The sequence below is a fragment of the Longimicrobium sp. genome (assembly GCA_036389795.1).
In the GTDB taxonomy this organism is placed as follows: domain Bacteria; phylum Gemmatimonadota; class Gemmatimonadetes; order Longimicrobiales; family Longimicrobiaceae; genus Longimicrobium.
In genome coordinates this window covers 27732-43005 of record DASVWD010000117.1, presented here as the reverse complement: position 1 = coordinate 43005, position 15274 = coordinate 27732, and the positions used below count along the sequence as shown (strand labels likewise).

General features: G+C 74.4%; 14 protein-coding genes and 1 riboswitch. Of the genes, 10 read left to right on the top strand and 4 right to left on the bottom strand.

Translation table 11 applies throughout. From position 1 onward, the window contains the following. The first annotated feature begins 254 nt into the window (after positions 1-254). The 3 genes from VF746_15990 to VF746_15980 are packed head-to-tail and all read left to right on the top strand — an operon-like array spanning position 255 to position 3683. A complete protein-coding gene (locus tag VF746_15990) occupies positions 255-1877 on the top strand; it encodes a GMC family oxidoreductase (GenBank protein ID HEX8693924.1) in 1623 nt (540 codons plus the stop codon). Next, positions 1877-2863, top strand: coding sequence for a Gfo/Idh/MocA family oxidoreductase (locus tag VF746_15985; protein HEX8693923.1), 987 nt, complete (start codon positions 1877-1879; stop codon positions 2861-2863). The genes VF746_15990 and VF746_15985 overlap by 1 nt, the downstream gene beginning before the upstream one ends. A 10-nt stretch (positions 2864-2873) precedes the next feature. After that, positions 2874-3683: a hypothetical protein gene (locus tag VF746_15980; GenBank protein HEX8693922.1), complete on the top strand. Its 810-nt coding sequence runs from the start codon at positions 2874-2876 to the stop codon at positions 3681-3683. Positions 3684-4311: 628 nt separating this feature from the next. On the opposite strand, the gene VF746_15975 is transcribed toward VF746_15980, so the two are convergent. Then, positions 4312-4968 carry a hypothetical protein gene (locus VF746_15975; GenBank protein HEX8693921.1) on the bottom strand — a complete coding sequence of 219 codons (657 nt, stop codon included), beginning with the start codon at positions 4966-4968 and terminating at the stop codon, positions 4312-4314. A 488-nt stretch (positions 4969-5456) separates the two neighbouring features. Further along, positions 5457-5591: riboswitch (cobalamin riboswitch) on the top strand. 162 nt (positions 5592-5753) lie between these two features. Between VF746_15975 and VF746_15970 the strand changes: the two genes are divergently transcribed. From VF746_15970 to VF746_15950, 5 genes are read left to right on the top strand one after another with little or no spacing between them, the layout of a single operon-like run. Continuing rightward, complete coding sequence (locus VF746_15970) at positions 5754-6701, top strand: helical backbone metal receptor (protein HEX8693920.1); 948 nt, start codon at positions 5754-5756, stop codon at positions 6699-6701. Next, entirely contained in the window at positions 6698-7684 is a 987-nt protein-coding gene (locus tag VF746_15965) for an iron ABC transporter permease (protein ID HEX8693919.1), read from the top strand. Before VF746_15970 ends, VF746_15965 begins: the two co-directional genes overlap by 4 nt. Further along, positions 7681-8523, top strand: a complete 843-nt coding sequence (locus VF746_15960) for an ABC transporter ATP-binding protein (GenBank protein ID HEX8693918.1) — start codon at positions 7681-7683, stop codon at positions 8521-8523. Before VF746_15965 ends, VF746_15960 begins: the two co-directional genes overlap by 4 nt. Then, positions 8513-10675, top strand: a complete 2163-nt coding sequence (locus tag VF746_15955; GenBank protein ID HEX8693917.1) for a TonB-dependent receptor — start codon at positions 8513-8515, stop codon at positions 10673-10675. Before VF746_15960 ends, VF746_15955 begins: the two co-directional genes overlap by 11 nt. Before the next feature lie 16 nt (positions 10676-10691). Then, the gene (locus VF746_15950; GenBank protein ID HEX8693916.1) at positions 10692-11750 is read left to right on the top strand and encodes a hypothetical protein; all 1059 of its coding nucleotides are present in this window, start codon (positions 10692-10694) and stop codon (positions 11748-11750) included. A 174-nt stretch (positions 11751-11924) separates the two neighbouring features. On the opposite strand, the gene tnpA is transcribed toward VF746_15950, so the two are convergent. Then, positions 11925-12326 carry an IS200/IS605 family transposase gene (gene tnpA, locus VF746_15945; protein HEX8693915.1) on the bottom strand — a complete coding sequence of 134 codons (402 nt, stop codon included), beginning with the start codon at positions 12324-12326 and terminating at the stop codon, positions 11925-11927. Between the two features lie 133 nt (positions 12327-12459). Here tnpA and VF746_15940 point away from each other — a divergent pair, with 133 nt between their 5' ends. Together VF746_15940 and VF746_15935 are read left to right on the top strand one after the other, a co-directional pair. Further along, on the top strand, positions 12460-13209 hold the full coding sequence (locus tag VF746_15940; protein ID HEX8693914.1) for a hypothetical protein: 750 nt from the start codon (positions 12460-12462) through the stop codon (positions 13207-13209). 77 nt (positions 13210-13286) lie between these two features. Continuing rightward, entirely contained in the window at positions 13287-14042 is a 756-nt protein-coding gene (locus VF746_15935) for a metallophosphoesterase (GenBank protein HEX8693913.1), read from the top strand. Between the two features lie 163 nt (positions 14043-14205). On the opposite strand, the gene VF746_15930 is transcribed toward VF746_15935, so the two are convergent. Together VF746_15930 and VF746_15925 are read right to left on the bottom strand one after the other, a co-directional pair. Continuing rightward, positions 14206-14448 (bottom strand): hypothetical protein, encoded by a 243-nt coding sequence (locus tag VF746_15930; protein HEX8693912.1) that lies wholly within the window; start codon positions 14446-14448, stop codon positions 14206-14208. Between the two features lie 29 nt (positions 14449-14477). Beyond that, positions 14478-15221 carry a DUF72 domain-containing protein gene (locus tag VF746_15925; GenBank protein HEX8693911.1) on the bottom strand — a complete coding sequence of 248 codons (744 nt, stop codon included), beginning with the start codon at positions 15219-15221 and terminating at the stop codon, positions 14478-14480. Positions 15222-15274 lie beyond the last annotated feature (53 nt).

Sequence of the window (15274 nt, the reverse complement as noted above, 5' to 3'; positions counted from 1 at the left end):
ATGGCCGCGGTGCACGGCCGCCGCGGCTCGCCGCGGTCCCACCATCTCCCGTCGTGAAGCGGTTCTCGCGGCGCGATCCTGCCCTGCGTCAATGCTCGTGCCAGGGCCGCATCCCTGGACCAGCGGGGGGCGGCGTCCGCCTCCGGCCGGGTCCGGCGCGGCGCCTCGCCGGGTGGGCCCGGGGCTTGTGCGGAGGCGCCGCAACCGGCATCTTCCGCCGTCTTTCTCCCTGATGATTCCCCGCGAGACGCGCCGTGCCGCAGTTCCAGCCGTACCCGAGCACGCCCCCCACAGACGCAGCCCGCACCGAGTACGACGCCGTGGTCATCGGCAGCGGCTTCGGCGGGGCGTTCGCGGCGCTGGAGCTGGTGGAGGCCGGCTGGCGCGTGCTGATGGTGGAGCGCGGCGGCTGGGTGGAGCGCGGGCCGCACAACTGGGCCGGCGACGGCGCGTTCACGCTCACCCCCTTCTACGCCGCCGACAGCGCCTACGACGTGCTGGGCGGCCGCCGCGCCGGGCGCCAGAACCTGTGCACCTGCGTGGGCGGCCCGTCGGTCTTCTACGGCGGCGCGAGCTTCCGCTTCCGCGAGGGCGACTTCCACCCCGGGCGCGAGATCGTGGACGACAGCGGCGCCGCCTGGCCGTTCGGCTACGCGGAGCTGGAGCCGTTCTACACCCGCGCCGAGCGGCTCCTGGGCGTCTCCGGCGAGGCCGGGCGCGACCCCACCGAGCCGCCGCGCAGCGCCCCCTATCCCCAGCCCCCCGCCCCGCTCAGCGAGACCTCGCGGCGGATCGGGCGCGCCGCCGAGTCGCTGGGGCTGCACCCGTTCCGCATCCCCCTGGCCATCAACCACGCGGCCGAGATCGGCGCCGTCTGCCGGCGCTGCACCACCTGCGACACCTTCGCCTGCGCCATCGGGGCGAAGAACGACCTGGCCACGCGCGTGATCCCCACCCTGGTCGCGCGCGGGATGACGCTCGTCACCGACACGGCGGCCGTGCGGCTCCTCGCCGAGGGCGACCGGGTGGCGGCGGTGGAGTGCGTCGACCGCAAGACGGGCACGCGGGTCGCCTTCCGCGCGGGCGCCTTCGTGCTCGCGGCGGGCGCGCTGGCGAGCCCGCACCTGCTGCTGGCGTCGGGGCTGGAGCGGCTGAACCCGGGTGGGAGCGCGGTCGGGCGCTACCTGATGCGGCACTGCAACGCGATGACCTTCGGCGTGTTCGCGCGCCGGCCGAACCCGGCCGACGAGCACCACAAGCAGCTCGCCATCCACGACTTCTACTTCGGCGCGAGCGAGCCCGGCGCGCCCGCGGGGAAGCTGGGGAACCTGCAGCAGGTGATGGGGCCCGCGCCGGGACTCCTCCAGTACGTGCTGCCGAAGCCGCTCGCCCGCATCGGCGCCCCCGCGGCCGCGCACCTCACCGGCCTGCTCGCCATCGCAGAGGACCAGCCGCGGCCGGGCAACCGTGTGCGCCTGCACCCGGCCGAGCGCGACGCCTTCGGCCTGCCGCGGCTGGTCGTGGAGCACCGCTACACGCCGCGGGACCTGGCGGCGCGCGCCTTCCTGGTCCGCAAGGCGAAGCAGGTGCTGCGGCGGGCCGGCGCGCGCTTCGCCGTCACCTGGCCCGTCTCCACCTTCTCCCACGCCGTGGGGACGGTGCGGATGGGCGACGACGAGCGGACGTCGGCCCTCGACCCGCTCTGCCGCTTCCGGGGGCTGGAGAACCTCTACGTGACCGACGGCAGCGTCTTCCCCACCTCCGCCGGGGTGAACCCGAGCCTGACCATCGCCGCCAACGCGCTGCGCGTGGGCCGGGCGCTCGCGCGGGGGGTCACGGCGGATTCGCTGTCGTCCGTGGACGCGGGGGCGGCCTGATGGCGGGGGACGGACTGGGGATCGCCTTCCTGGGGTGCGGCTTCGCCACGCGCATCCACGCCAAGCGGCTGAAATCCCATGAGGGCGTCTCGCTCTTCTTCGCCAGCCGCGACCGGGCGAAGGCGGAGGAGTACGGTCGGCGCTTCGGCGGCGCGGGCGCGTTCGGCTCGTACGAGGAGGCGGTCCGCGACCCCCGCGTCGGCGCCGTCGTGGTCGCCACGCCGCCCAGCTCGCACCTCGACCTGACGCTCGCGGCGCTGGAGGCGGGGAAGCACGCGGTGGTGGAGAAGCCGCCCTTCCTGCGCGCGGCGGACTTCGACGCGGTGCGCGCGGCGCGCGACGCGGCGGGGCGGCGGGTGCTGGTGGCCGAGAACTACTTCTACAAGCCGCTCGCCGAGAGCCTGCGCGAGGTGATCGCCTCGGGCGCGCTCGGCGAGGTGAAGATCGTCACCGTCAACGCGCTCAAGGAGCAGAAGGTCGCCGACTGGCGGGGCGACCCCGCGCTCTCCGGCCCCGGCGCGCTCTTCGAGGGCGGGATCCACTGGATCAACTTCATGGCGAACCTGGGGCTGGAGGTCGACGGGCTCCAGGCCTTCCGCCCCGGCAGCCAGGCGGGGCCCGACCGCACGATGGTCGTCGCCTTCCGCTACGCCGGCGGCGCGGTGGGGACGCTGTACTACTCGTGGGAGATCGCCTCCGCGCTCAAGGGGCTGCACCTCTCGGCCGTCTACGGCTCGGAGGGGACGGCTACCTTCGAGACCAACGGCGTCTTCGTGCTGGTGCGCGGCCGCCGGAGGCGCCTGCGCGGGCCCTCGGCCGACATCGCCGGCTACGCGGGGATGTGGCGCGACTTCGTCCCCGCGCTCCGCGAGAACCGCGAGCCGCGCTTCGGCTTCGAGGCGGCCCGGCGCGACCTGGTGCTGCTGGAGGCCGCCTACCGCTCACTCGGCCGGGACCTCTCCGTCCCGGGCCTCCGATCCCTCTGAACCCGTGGCCATGTCGATCCTGATCGGTCTGCTGGCGGGCGCCCACACCTCCTCGTGGGGGATGTACAAGGACGCGCCGCACGAGGGCTTCACCTTCCTCAAGTACTTCCGCAGCATCGTGGTGGCCGCGCTGGTGGCCGCGGCGCTGCAGCGCGCGACCGGCTTCCCGGTGGACACGGCCGCGCACGCCGCCGTCTTCTTCGGGATCGTCTACGCGCTGGAGCGGCTCGTGGTGGAGCTGTGGAAGACCTTCATCCGCGAGGAAGACCAGAGCAAGTACTTCATCCCCATGCAGTTCGGCGTCTTCGGCAAGCCGGTCCGGAGCCGGCCGGTGCGCTGGTCGATCCTGCTGGCCGTGGTCGCCGTGATCGCGCTCACCGTCTGGGGGGTGACGCGTCTCCAGGCGGCGTACCCAAACGCGCCGAAGTGGGCGGTGCTGCTGCTGGCCAGCGCGGGCGGGTGGTTCAGCGCGTTCGGGGGGGCGTGGAAGGACGCGCCGCTGGAGGGGTTCGAGACCTTCAAGTTCTTCCGCAGCCCGGCCATCGCCACCACCTGGAGCGCGGTGATGGCCTTCTTCACCGACAACTGGGTGTTCATCGGGCTGGCGGGGATCGGCTACACGGTGGCCACCATCGAGACGTACAAGACGTTCTTCTTCCCCAACAAGCCGCGCGGCAAGTTCGCCGGCAAGCCGATCCTCTACCCGCAGATCCTGGAGAAGCGGAAGATCGTCGCCGTGCTCTACGCCTGCATCTGGGCCGTCGTCGCCACGCTGCTGGTGCTCGGCTTCCTGGGCCCGCGCGAGGGGATGCTGCCGTAACTGCAAGTGCGAAGTGCGAAGTCCTGAGTGCGAAGTGCGTGAATGAAAGAGCGCGGCCCCTCTCCCGGCGACGGGAGAGGGGCCGTTCTTCGTGGGCCGACGGGAGGCCCCCTCCCCGCGCGACCCTCGGCTGCTCGTTCGTCGCAGCCAGAGGGCGCGCTCCCTCCCCCGCTGCGCGGTGGAGAAGTGTGATCTGATACGACCTTCCGAAATCGACTGTGCATTCCATGCCACACACGAAGTCATCCTGAGGGAGCGTCCGCGCGTGATTTGCTCCCGCACCAATGGTGGGACGCGACCGAAGGATCTACTCCGCGTGTCTGGTGGCCAGATGCAGTGCGCAGAAGCCGGCCTCGCTCTGGGGTGAGTAGATCCTTCGGTCGCTGCCAAACATCGTTGCCGAGGGCAGGTTCGGCGCAGCGGCTCCCTCAGGATGACATCTCCTTTGCACAATCAATCGCAGAATCTGGAATGGCTTCCCATCGACAAGAAAAGCCGGCGGGGGTGGTGCTCCGGGCCCCTCACCCAGTTCCCGGGAGCGGCCACACACCCCACGCCGGCTCTTCGTCCGTCCGTCCTGACCGTCCGTCGTGCTCCGCCGGCTGCTTCCGCCTGCCGGACCCCGGCTTCAGCTCGCCCGGCGGGCGGGGGCCTCAAAAGGGGTATCGGGCTCCGCGCCCAGCAGGTGCGGGAGGAAGCCGCGCTCGAACTCCGCCGCGATCCCTGCCTCGGTGCACGCGCTCAGCTCGCGCAGCGTGCGGCCGGTGAGCTGCCGCGCCAGCCGCGCGACGGTGTGGGGGTGCACGCCCAGCCGGTCGGCCACGTCGGCCCAGGCGAGCGCCGGCTCCTTGAGCGCCGTGGCCCGCAGCAGGAGCTGCCAGTGGAGGAAGTCCTCCAGCCGCACCGGCGCCTCGCGGCCCACGGCGGTGCGCCACTGGTTCCAGAGCGTGCGGCGGTCGCAGCCGCTCAAGCTCGCCAGCCGGCCGACCGTGCAGATCGGCCGCTCGTTCTCGCACGCCAGGGCCAGCGCCTGGCGCAGCCGCGGGGGGAGGTGTCCCGCCTGGCGCAGCGCGGCGGCCAGGGCGGCGCGGGCGCTCCGCGCGGATTCGGGTGAACGGGAGACATCGGCGGACAGGCGCGGTGCGTCGCCCTGGCCGCGCGGGGTGAAGCGCGCGGCCGCCGAGGGCGGCTGGGCCGGTCGCGCGCCGAAGTGGAGGACGCCCGGCGAGCGCGCCGGCGTCGGTTCGGGTGCTGGCGTGCCCGTCCGGGCCTCTGGGAGGGTCACGGGCCTTCTCCTGGGTGGGGCGTGGTGGGTCGGTGCGGCCGTCGCCGGCCGTGGATAGAAGTTGGCCTTCCGCGCGCGGCGGGCGTAGGACGAAGGGGCGAACGTGCCGTTCCATGGAGCGGACGGACGCGAATCGCGGGGCGAGTGTACCGGGGCAGGGGCGCCGGCGCCCCGGCGGGGGCGGCTGAAGTCGTTCACAGCGCCATAGTTGTCTCTCCGGGTGGACACGGGCGGACACGAGGAGAGGGCCGCGCCCCTTCTCGCGGGCGCGGTGCCGATTTCGTTCAGCCCGGCCGTGGGCCGGCGAGCTCGTCGCTGCCGGCGAGCGTTGTAGACTTTCCCAGGGAACCGACCGTTCGCGTTTCCCCCGAAACCCTCGTGATCCGGTCCCGGCGCGCTGAGGGAGGGTGGTCCCGTCCGAACGACGGGCTTGCAGGGACGGACGCCCGGGGCTAGCTTGCCCGACACAGAAGCGAGGGGGGCCATTCGGAAGCCGGTGTGAGTCCGGCGCGGCCCCGCCACTGTAAGAGGCCCGGCGAAGTGTTCCGCCGGCCCGGCCCGCTCAACCGCCACTGGGAGATCCTCCCGGGAAGGCGAGCGGCAGCTGCCTCGAGCCAGGAGACCGGCCCCTTTCGCTCCCGCGCACACAACCCCTCGCGGGAGGGGAGCGGGGTCGATCCGGCGGCAGGCGGCGCATCTCCTCTCTTCCCGGTCCGTTTTCCGGGCGCCCGTTCCGCAAATCGCACCCGTTCCTCCCGTGAGCCATGGGAAGGACGGGTTTCTTGTTGCCACCCTGGTCCCACCTCCGACGCCCGGCGCACGCCGCCGCCTTCCTGGCCGCGGCGGTGCTCGCGCTCGCGTCGTGCTCGGACGACCGGCAGCGTCCGGCGGCGGAGTCCGCGGCCGAGGGCGCGGTCTCCGTCGTCGACGACGCGGGGCGGACGGTGACGCTCCCCCGGCCGGCGCGGCGGATCGTGGCGCTGATGCCGAGCGCGACGGAGACGCTCCTGGCGCTGGGCGCCCGCGACCGGCTGGCGGGGCGCACCGACTTCGACGCGGGAATGGGGATCGACTCGCTCCCCTCCGTGGGCGGGGGGCTCACCCCCAGCGTGGAGACCATCGTCTCGCTGCGGCCGGACCTGGTGATCGGGTGGGAGACGGAGGGCCCGGCCGCGCTGCGCGACCGCCTCACCGGGGTGGGGATCCCCGTGTTCGCGGTGAAGACGGAGGACACCACCGACGTCTTCCGCGCCATCCGCAACCTGGGGCGGCTCACCGGGCTGGAGCGCGCGGCCGACTCGGTCTCCGCCTCCCTGCGCGGCGAGCTGGAGGCCGTGCGCCGCTCGGTCGAGGGCCGGCCGCGCCCGACGGTGTTCTACGTGGCCTGGTACGACCCGCCGACCACCGCCGGGCCGAAGACCTTCATCACCCAGCTGATCGAGACGGCCGGCGGGAGCCCGGCGTTCCCCGACGCGACGGCGCTCTGGCCGAACGTGTCGCTGGAGGAGCTGGTGCGCCGCCAGCCGGACTTCCTGGTGGTCCCCGACGCGGGCGCGGGCGGCGCGCGGGTGGCGGAGCTGCGCCGTACGCCCGGGTGGCGCGAGCTGCGGGCGTTCAGTGAGGGCCGGGCGGTGACGATCCCCGACCGCGTGGTCAACCGCCCGGGCCCGCGCATCGGCGAGGCGGCGCGGGCGCTGCGCGACGCCCTGCACCCGGAAGCGGCGCCGCGATGAGGCCCGCGCTCCGCCTGCTGCTGCTGGCCGCCGCGGCCGCGCTCGCGCTCCTGGTCGGAGTCCGGGTCGGCGCGGTGCCGCTCTCCGTGCGCGAGGTGGTCGACGGCGTGCGCGGCGCGGGCGACCCGGCCACCGTGGCCATCGTCCGCGGCTTGCGCCTCCCGCGCGCGGTGCTGGCGGCGCTGGTGGGCGGGAGCCTCTCCGCGAGCGGCGCCACCTTCCAGGCGCTGGTCCGGAACCCGCTGGCCGAGCCGTACATCATGGGCGTCTCGGGCGGGGCTGCGGTGGGCGCGGTGGCGGCGATCGTGCTCACCGGGTCGCTCGCCTCGGGCGGCGTGGTGGCGCTCTTCGCCTTCCTGGGCGCGGTGCTCGCCGTCGTCCTCGTCTTCCGCATCGCCGCTTCCGTCGGCCGCACGCTCGACACGCGCATCCTGCTGCTGGCGGGCGTCGTCGCCGGCGCCTTCTTCAACGCCTGCATCCTCCTCGCCCTCACTTTCGCCGAGGCCGACGCCTTCCGCTCGGCGATGTTCTGGATCATGGGGAGCCTGTCGGGGGCCACCTGGCGCTCGATCGGCGTCCTGGCCGCCGCGTTCGTCCCCGCCGTCGTCGTCCTCTTCACCCTCGCCCGCCCGCTCGACCTGCTCGCCGTCGGGGAAGAAACCGCGGCGTACCTCGGGACGCGCGTCGAGCGCACCAAGCTGCTGGCGTACGGGACGGCGTCGCTGCTCACCGCGGCGTCGGTGGCGGTGAGCGGGGTGATCGGCTTCGTGGGGCTCGTGGTCCCCCACGTCGTGCGCATGCTGTGGGGCGGCGGCCACCGCTTCCTGCTCCCCGCCTCGCTCCTGCTGGGCGCCGCCTTCCTGGTGCTGGCCGACGCGCTCGCCCGCACCGTCGCCGCGCCGACGGAGCTGCCGGTAGGGGTGGTGACGGCGTTCGTGGGCGTGCCGTTCTTCGTCTACCTGCTGCGCCGGAGGACGAGTTGAGCGGGTGGAGCTGCCAGGGCGCGCGCTACGGCTACCCCGGCGCCTCGCGCCCCGCGGTGGACGGGGTGACGCTGGAGGTGCCGGCGGGCGCGTGCACGGCCGTGCTGGGGCCGAACGGCTCGGGGAAGTCGACGCTGCTCCGGCTGCTGCTGGGCGTGCTGCGGCCGGACTCTGGGAGCGTCGTCTTCCAGGACCGGCCGGTGGGCGAGTGGGGGCGCGAGGAGATGGCGCGCGCGGTGGGCGTGGTGCCGCAGGGGGAGGAGACGGTGTTCCCGGTGACGGTGCGCGAGCTGGTAGCGATGGGGCGCTACCCGCACCTGGGCCCCTGGCGCCGCGAGCGCGACACGGACCGGCAGGCGGTGGAGCGCGCGATGCGCCGCTGCGACGTGCTGGCCTTCGCCGGGCGTCCCCTGTCGACGCTCTCGGGCGGCGAGAAGCAGCGGGCGCGGCTGGCGCGGGCGCTGGCGCAGGAGCCGGCGGCGCTGGCGCTCGACGAGCCCACGGCCGCGCTCGACGTGAGCCACGAGATGGCGATGTTCGAGCTGCTGCGCGACCTGGCGCGCGCGGGCACCACCGTCCTCCTGGTCACCCACAACCTGAACCTGGCCGCGCGCTACGCCGGCCGCCTGGTGCTGATGGACCGCGGCCGCGTCGCCGCGCAGGGCTCACCGGCCGAGGTGCTCACGCGCGAGACGGTGGAGCGCGTCTACGGCTGGCCCGTGCGCGTGGTCCCCCACCCCGGGCCGGGGCCGGACGAGGGCGCGCCGCAGGTGGTCCCCCTCTCCGGCGAGGCGTGCGCGGGGATGGAGCACTTCCGGGAGGACTCCCATGCGGCGTAGCGGCCTCCTCCTCCTGCTGACGATGGCGCTCGTCGCGACGACGCCGATCCCCGCCGCAGCGCAGTTCCCCGGCGAGCTGGCGGGCACCGTGCGCGACGCGGCGACCGGCGCGCCCGTGGAGGCGGCTTCCGTCGAGCTGCCGGCGACGGGGCAGGCGGCGCGCACGGACGGCTCCGGCGCCTTCCGTATCCGCGGCCTGGAGCCCGGCGCCTGGCGCGTCCTGGTCCGCCGGGCGGGCTACGCGGGCCGGGAAGTGGGGATCGAGGTCGAGAACGGGCGGACGGCGCGGCTGGACGTCGCGCTGCACCCGCTCCCCGTCGCCCTCGACCCCTTGCGCGTCTCCGCCGCGCGGGAGACGGCGGAGGGGACGCGCTTCACGCGGGCGGAGATCGAGGCGTCGGGGGCGCGGACGGCGGCCGAGGTGGCGGAGCGCGCGCCGGGCGTCGTCGTGCGGGAGGCGGGGCCGACGGGGGCGCGGACGATCAGCATCCGCGGGAGCGCGCCGGACGCGGTGCTGGTGCTGGTGGACGGCGCGCCGCTCAACGACCCGGTGAGCGGCGAGGCCGACCTGAGCGCCGTCCCCGCGGGGTCGATCGAGAGCCTGGCCGTGCTCCCCGGCGCCCGCGCCGCGCGCTACGGCCCCCGCGCCCAGGCCGGCGTGGTGCTGATCGAGACGCGCGCGGCCGGCGCGCGGCAGTCGGCCGAGGTCTCGGCGGGGACGCTGGGCGAGTGGGCCGGGCGCCTGGACGTCGGCGCGCGCACGGGCGGGCTCGGCTGGAGCGCGGGCGGGCACCTGCGGCGCGTGGGCGGCGAGTTCGACCACCCGCGCGACGTCAACGACCCCACCGTGGTCCGGCGCGAGAACGCGGACCTGGGGGAGTGGAGCGCGTTCGGCGCGCTGTCGGCCCGGACCGGCGGGGGCGAGCTGCGCGCGCGCGGCGGGTGGGACGCGCTGGAGCGCGGGCTGCCGGGGATGGGGCATACGCCGTCGCCGCACGCGCGGCAGGAGATGGGGCGCGGGCGCGGCTCGCTCGGCTGGCGGCGCGCGGCCGGGAGCTCGTCTCTCGGCGCGCTCGTGACCGGCGCCGTGCAGCGCGTGCGCTACGCCGACCCCCAGCCGCCGTTCGGCCTGGCGTACGACGACACCACCCGCGTCCGCTCGCTCACCGCGCGCCTGGATGCGGACCACGCGCCCGCGGGAGACGGGTGGCTGCGCGGCCTCGGCGGCGGTGTCGAGGGCTCGCTGCAGCGGGTGGACGCCGGCGCGCTCGGCGGACAGGCCCCGCGCACCCGCCGCGACTTCGGCGCCTTCGTCCACCTGCTGGCGGGGCGGACCGCCGGCGCGGCGGACGTGACCTTCTCCGCCGAGGGGCGCATCGACCGCGACGGGGTGACGGACGACTGGTACCTCAGCCGGTCGCTGACGCTCGGCGCGGGCGCCGGCGCGCTCCGGCTCCAGCTCGCCAACCGCAGCAGCTACAGCCCGCCCTCCCTCGGCGACCAGTTCTTCCGCGAGGGGGTGGGCGTGCGCCCCAACCCCGACCTCGGCCCCGAGCGCGTCCCCGGCGAGTGGGAGCTGGGCGCCTCCTGGTCGCCGTCGCTCCGCGGCCTCGACCTGACGGCGTCCGTCGCCGCGTACACGGGGGACGTGCGGGGGATGATCGTCTGGCTCCCCGACTTCGCCTTCCGCTGGAGCCCGCGCAACGTGGACGTGGACCGCCGCGGCCTCGACGCGCGCGCCGAGGCGGCCCTCCCCGCCGCGGACCTGCGGCTGGTGGGCTCGTGGTCGGCCGCCCGCATCGTCTACGACTCCACCGGGGCGGGCGAGGCGGTGCAACTCGCCTACCGGCCGCGCCACTTCGGCTTCTTCTCCGCCGAGTGGTCGCCCGGCGCGTGGCGGGCGGGCGCGGCCGCGCGCTACACGGGGCTCCGCTACCCCGCGGCCGCCCGCGTCAACGCGCTCCCCGGCTTCTGGAGCGTGGACCTGGACCTCGCGCGCGAGTGGCGGATCGGCCGCTGGGCCGCCGAAGCCGCGCTGCACGTCGACCGCCTCTTCGACGAGACCTCGTCGCTGATCGCCGGCTTCCCCGAGCCCGGGCGCCGGCTCCGCCTGGACCTGCGCGTCCGCCGCGCGGACCTCCCCACTCCCTGAAACGACCGGGAAGAAGATGAAGATCGCCAGAAGCCTCCGCCGCCGCCTCGCCGGACTGCTCGCCGTCCCGGCGCTCGCGCTCTCCGCCGCCTGCGACAACCCGGTGGACAACACCCCGGACCCCGGCTACCTGGAGGTGGTGCTCAACAGCGTGGAGAACTCGCTGACCATCTTCCCCGCCGAGGGACCGGCGCCGGCGAGCGTGCGCACCATCGGCCTGGGGCCGCAGGGCTCGCCCGTGGGGCTGGCGGCGCGCGGCTCCGTGGCCGTGGTGCCGATGGGCGTCTACCCGTTCGCGGCGGTGGTGGACCTGGGGGTCGGCGCGGTGCTGCGCCAGGTACCGCTCCCGGCCAACTCCGGCGCCACGGGCGCGGCGTTCGTGACCGACCGCATCGCCGTGGTGGCGAACCCGAACCGCAACACCGTCTCGCCGATCGACGTCGTCGCCGGCACGGCGAGCCCCGAGGTGGCGGTGGGGACGTACCCGCAGGCGGTGGCGTCGGACGGGAGCCGCGTCTACGTGGTCAACGCCAACCTGGTGAACTTCTCGCCCGCGGGGCCGGGGAGCGTGACGGTGCTGACCAGCCAGTTCCAGGTGGTGGGCACGGCGCCGCTCACGGGCCTCAACCCCTCCGCGGCGGTGATCCGCGGCAACCGGCTGTACGTGCTGAACTCCGGACGCTTCGGGCAGGGCGACGGCTCGCTCTCGGTGGTGGATCTGGCCACGCTGCGCGAGGAGCGGCTGGTGACGGGCTTCGGCGAGTTCCCGGGCTCGCTGGCGGTGGGGCCGGACGGGAACCTGTACGTGGGCGTCTACGGCACCGGCGTCCTGGTGTGGGACCCCGACACGCGGACGTTCGTCCGCGGGCTGAACAACCCGCTGGTCCCCGGCGGCTCGCCCCCGGTGTCGGCGGTGGCGTTCGACGCCAACGGCAAGCTGCACACGACCAACCCCGGCGACTGCCGCACCGCGGGCGCCGCGCACCGGCTCACCCCCTCGGGCACCCTGGAGCGCACGGTCGCGACGGGCATCTGCCCCTTCGCCATCGCCTTCGCGACGGTGCTCGAGAATTAGGGGAGAAGGACGGCCGGGCGGTGGTGGATTCGGACCGGGATCGGCGCGGGTGCCGGGGGATCGGGCGAATGAATTCGCTGCAACAACCACACGAAGTCCGCCTTCGCGGACTACCGGCTGTCGTGTGGGAGGGGGTGTCGTGCGCGGATCCGGCATCCGTGTCTGCGATTGTGCTCAGCCGGGCTCGGCGGCGGGGACGAGGGTGCCGTCGCGGTGGTGCCGCTCCTGGTTGAGGACGTAGTCGCGCGCCTGCGGGACCAGCCTCCTGGATACCGTGAACGCGCCGTAGCCACCCTGCCACTTGAAGGGCACCCGCAGCTTCTGGGTGATCAGGTGCGAGGTGGAGCCCTTGACCTGCTTCACCAGGGCCGCGACGGAAAGGGTCGTGGGGATGCGCGCGAGGAGGTGCACGTGGTCCGCCACGGCGCCGAACGCGACCACCTCCACCTTCAGGTCCACGCACTCGCGCCGGATGGCGGCGTCCACCACGTGCCGCAGCTCCGCGTCGAGCAGCGGCAAGCGGTCCCACGTCGCCCACACCAGGTGCACGTAGAGCTGGGTAAACGGTTCGCGCATCGGAAGTCAGGGTGCGAGGATGCCCGATGGCGCGCGCCGGAACCCGACCACGCGCATGAGCTGGTAGTCCGCGAAGGCGGACTTCGTGTGGTTGTTGCAGCGAATTCATTCGCCCTTCACCGCAGGTCGAGCCTTGCCCTCTCCCGAGCCCGTGGTCATCCCCCTGCGCGACAGGCGCGAGCACTTCGCCGCGGCGCTGGAGCTGCTGACGCAGGGGTTCGCCGCGTTCACCATCCTCAGTGCGGGACTCGACGCCCTGCGCGCGGCGGGGGCGGACCGCACCCTCGGCTACGTCGAGCTCGCGGCGGGCGTGCTGCTGTTGGGCGCCATCGTGCGCGAGGTGCGCGCGCTGCGCCGCGGCGAGGGGCAGGACGCGGCGGTGAGCTGGGTGAACCTCTTCGCGGCCGCGGTGATCTTCGTCGAGGTGTGGCAGCGCGTGGACGCGGGCGGGAAGTTCTCGCGCCCCACCTTCCTCACCGGCGTGATCACGCTGCTGATGGGCTTCGTCCAGCCGCGCCTGGTGCAACGGCGGGCGCGGAAGCGGCTGATCCGGATGGACGGGGAGGGAGTCGCCTACCGCGCCGGGCCGCTGCGCCGCTTCGACCTGCAGTGGAGCCAGGTGGAGTCGGTCGCCCTCGAGCCCGCGCGCCTCCGCTTCCACCTGGCCGGCGGCAGGAAGCGGTCGATCAACCTGCGGTTCCTGCACAACGGCGCCGAGGTCGCCGCGGCCGTGGCCGACGCCGCGGCGCGGGCCGGAGTGCGCACGCTCGGCCCGGCCGCGAGCGTCGCCACCGCGCCGGACCCCTCGCCGCCGCCGGGTCCGGCCCCCGTGCACGGATGTGGCCTGCGCGCACCACTCCCCCGTCAGCGCGACAGTCCGTAGTCCGCGAAGGCGAACTTCGTGTGGTCGTTGCAGCGAATTCATTCGCCCGATCCACCTGCCGATCCGGCCCGAGCCCGATGAAGCTCCACGTCCTCAGCGACCTGCACACCGAGTTCGCGCCGTTCGACCCGCCCCACACGGACGCGGACGTGCTGGTGCTGGCGGGCGACGTGGGCACGGGGACGAAGGGGCTGGCGCTCGCGCGGGAGTGGGCGCGCGGGCGGCCGGTGCTGTACGTGGCGGGGAACCACGAGTACTACCGCGACGCGATCCCGAAGCTGGGCGAGCGCCTGGCGGCGGAGGCGAAAGGGTCGGGCGTGCACTTCCTGGAGAACCGCGCCGTGGAGCTGGGCGGCGCGCGCTTCCTGGGGTGCACCCTGTGGACGGACTTCGACCTGTACGGCGACCGGATGTACTGCGCCGCCCAGGCGCGGGCCGCGATGAACGACTTCCGGCTGATCCGGAAGAGCCCCGAGTTCCGCCGCTTCCACCCCGGCGACGCGCGCAGCCTGAACCTGCAGAGCGTCCGCTGGCTGCGCGAGGTGCTGGAGATGCCGTTCGCCGGGCCGACCGTGGTCGTCACCCACCACGCCCCCAGCCTGCGCTCGGTCAACCCGGCGTACCGCGACCACCCCGTCACCGCCGCGTACGCCAGCGACCTGGAGTGGATGCTGGACGGCTCGGCCGCGCTCTGGATCCACGGCCACACGCACTACTGCGTGGACTACGAGCTGGGCGGCACGCGCGTGCTCAGCAACCAGCGCGGCTACCCCGACGAGCCCGTCGCCGGCTTCGACCCCGCGCTGGTGGTGGAAGTCGCGGCCGGGAGATGACGCCGCCCCGCTCACGTCATCTCCGGCCCATACCGAAAAAAGCCTCACGCGGAGGAACGGAGGGAACGGAGAACACCAGAGATCCTCCGTTGACTCCGTTGACTGCGTGTGAGGCTTTTCGGTATTCGGATCTCGATTTCGAACGACTCCCGGCAAAGCACTATCAGACGGCGGCCTGCACCTCGGTCTGCGGCCAGCAGCGCTCCTCGCAGGTGTAGCCGGGCGTGTCGCAGCCGCAGATGGTGCAGCTCTCCACGCTCCCGCACCCCGGGCAGCTCGCCGACGGGCACTGGCATTCGCTCTCCAGCGTCTCCTGCGCGCGCACGGTGCCGCGCGCGCCTGCGTCCTCCGTGGTCTCGAACGTCTCGACGGTGAGGGCGTCCAGGTCCAGCGTCAGCTTGCGCATCGGTGCCTCGCGGAAATGGGTGATGGGGATTACGCCAGGCGCCGCAGCAGCTGCAGCGCGTCGCCGGCGGCGGCGCCCGCGGCGGTGTTGTCGAAGATGCACCAGGCCGGCCCCGCGCGCGAGAGCGGCCGCAGCCGGGCCGCGAGCGCGTCGAGGAAGTCCGGCGTGTACGCCGAATAGTACGTCCGCGGCGAGCCGTGCAGGCGGAAGTAGGCGAGCCCGGCCCAGCCCCCCGGCGCCGCAGCCTCGGGCACCGGCGCGGGGTCGGCCGCCACGCGCGCGACCCGCTGCGCCGCGAGCAGCGCCTCGGGCTCCGCCCCGAACCACGACGGGTGCCGCGGCTCCAGCACCACGTCGCCGCCGCAGCGGCCGCGCAGGAGGGCGAAGAAGCCCGGGGCGGTCGTCGGATCGAACGCCAGGCTGGGCGGAAGCTGCACCAGGAGCGGGCCGAGCTTCTCCCCCAGCCCGCCGGCCTCGGCCAGGAAGCGCTCCAGCGGCTCCGCGGCGCCCACCAGCTTCCGTTTGTGCGTGATCTCCTTCGGCAGCTTGACGGAGAAGCGGAAATCCAGCGGCGTGGAGGCGGCCCACCGCTCGTAGGTGGAGCGGCGGTGCGGCCGGTGGAACGACGAGTTGATCTCCGCCGCGCCGAACACCCGCGCGTAGCGCTCCAGGTGGCTCCCCTCGCCGGGGAAGCGCGCCGCGTGATCGCGCGGGACGGTCCACCCCGCGCACCCCACGCGCACCGCCGGCCCCTCCGCGCCGTCCATCGTCATCCCCCGATCACCTGGCTCGCTCCGCCGTCCGTGGCCTGCGCCGGGTTCGGATG

Bases quoted from the DNA above. Each gene is read 5' to 3' on its own strand.
- tnpA (HEX8693915.1), bottom strand. From the start codon at position 12,326: ATGCGCGAACCGTTTACCCAGCTCTACGTGCACCTGGTGTGGGCGACG.
- VF746_15930 (HEX8693912.1), bottom strand. From the start codon at position 14,448: ATGCGCAAGCTGACGCTGGACCTGGACGCCCTCACCGTCGAGACGTTC.
- VF746_15955 (HEX8693917.1), top strand. From the start codon at position 8,513: ATGCGGCGTAGCGGCCTCCTCCTCCTGCTGACGATGGCGCTCGTCGCG.
- VF746_15950 (HEX8693916.1), top strand. From the start codon at position 10,692: ATGAAGATCGCCAGAAGCCTCCGCCGCCGCCTCGCCGGACTGCTCGCC.
- VF746_15965 (HEX8693919.1), top strand. From the start codon at position 6,698: ATGAGGCCCGCGCTCCGCCTGCTGCTGCTGGCCGCCGCGGCCGCGCTC.
- VF746_15925 (HEX8693911.1), bottom strand. From the start codon at position 15,221: ATGACGATGGACGGCGCGGAGGGGCCGGCGGTGCGCGTGGGGTGCGCG.
- VF746_15935 (HEX8693913.1), top strand. From the start codon at position 13,287: ATGAAGCTCCACGTCCTCAGCGACCTGCACACCGAGTTCGCGCCGTTC.
- VF746_15985 (HEX8693923.1), top strand. From the start codon at position 1,877: ATGGCGGGGGACGGACTGGGGATCGCCTTCCTGGGGTGCGGCTTCGCC.
- VF746_15980 (HEX8693922.1), top strand. From the start codon at position 2,874: ATGTCGATCCTGATCGGTCTGCTGGCGGGCGCCCACACCTCCTCGTGG.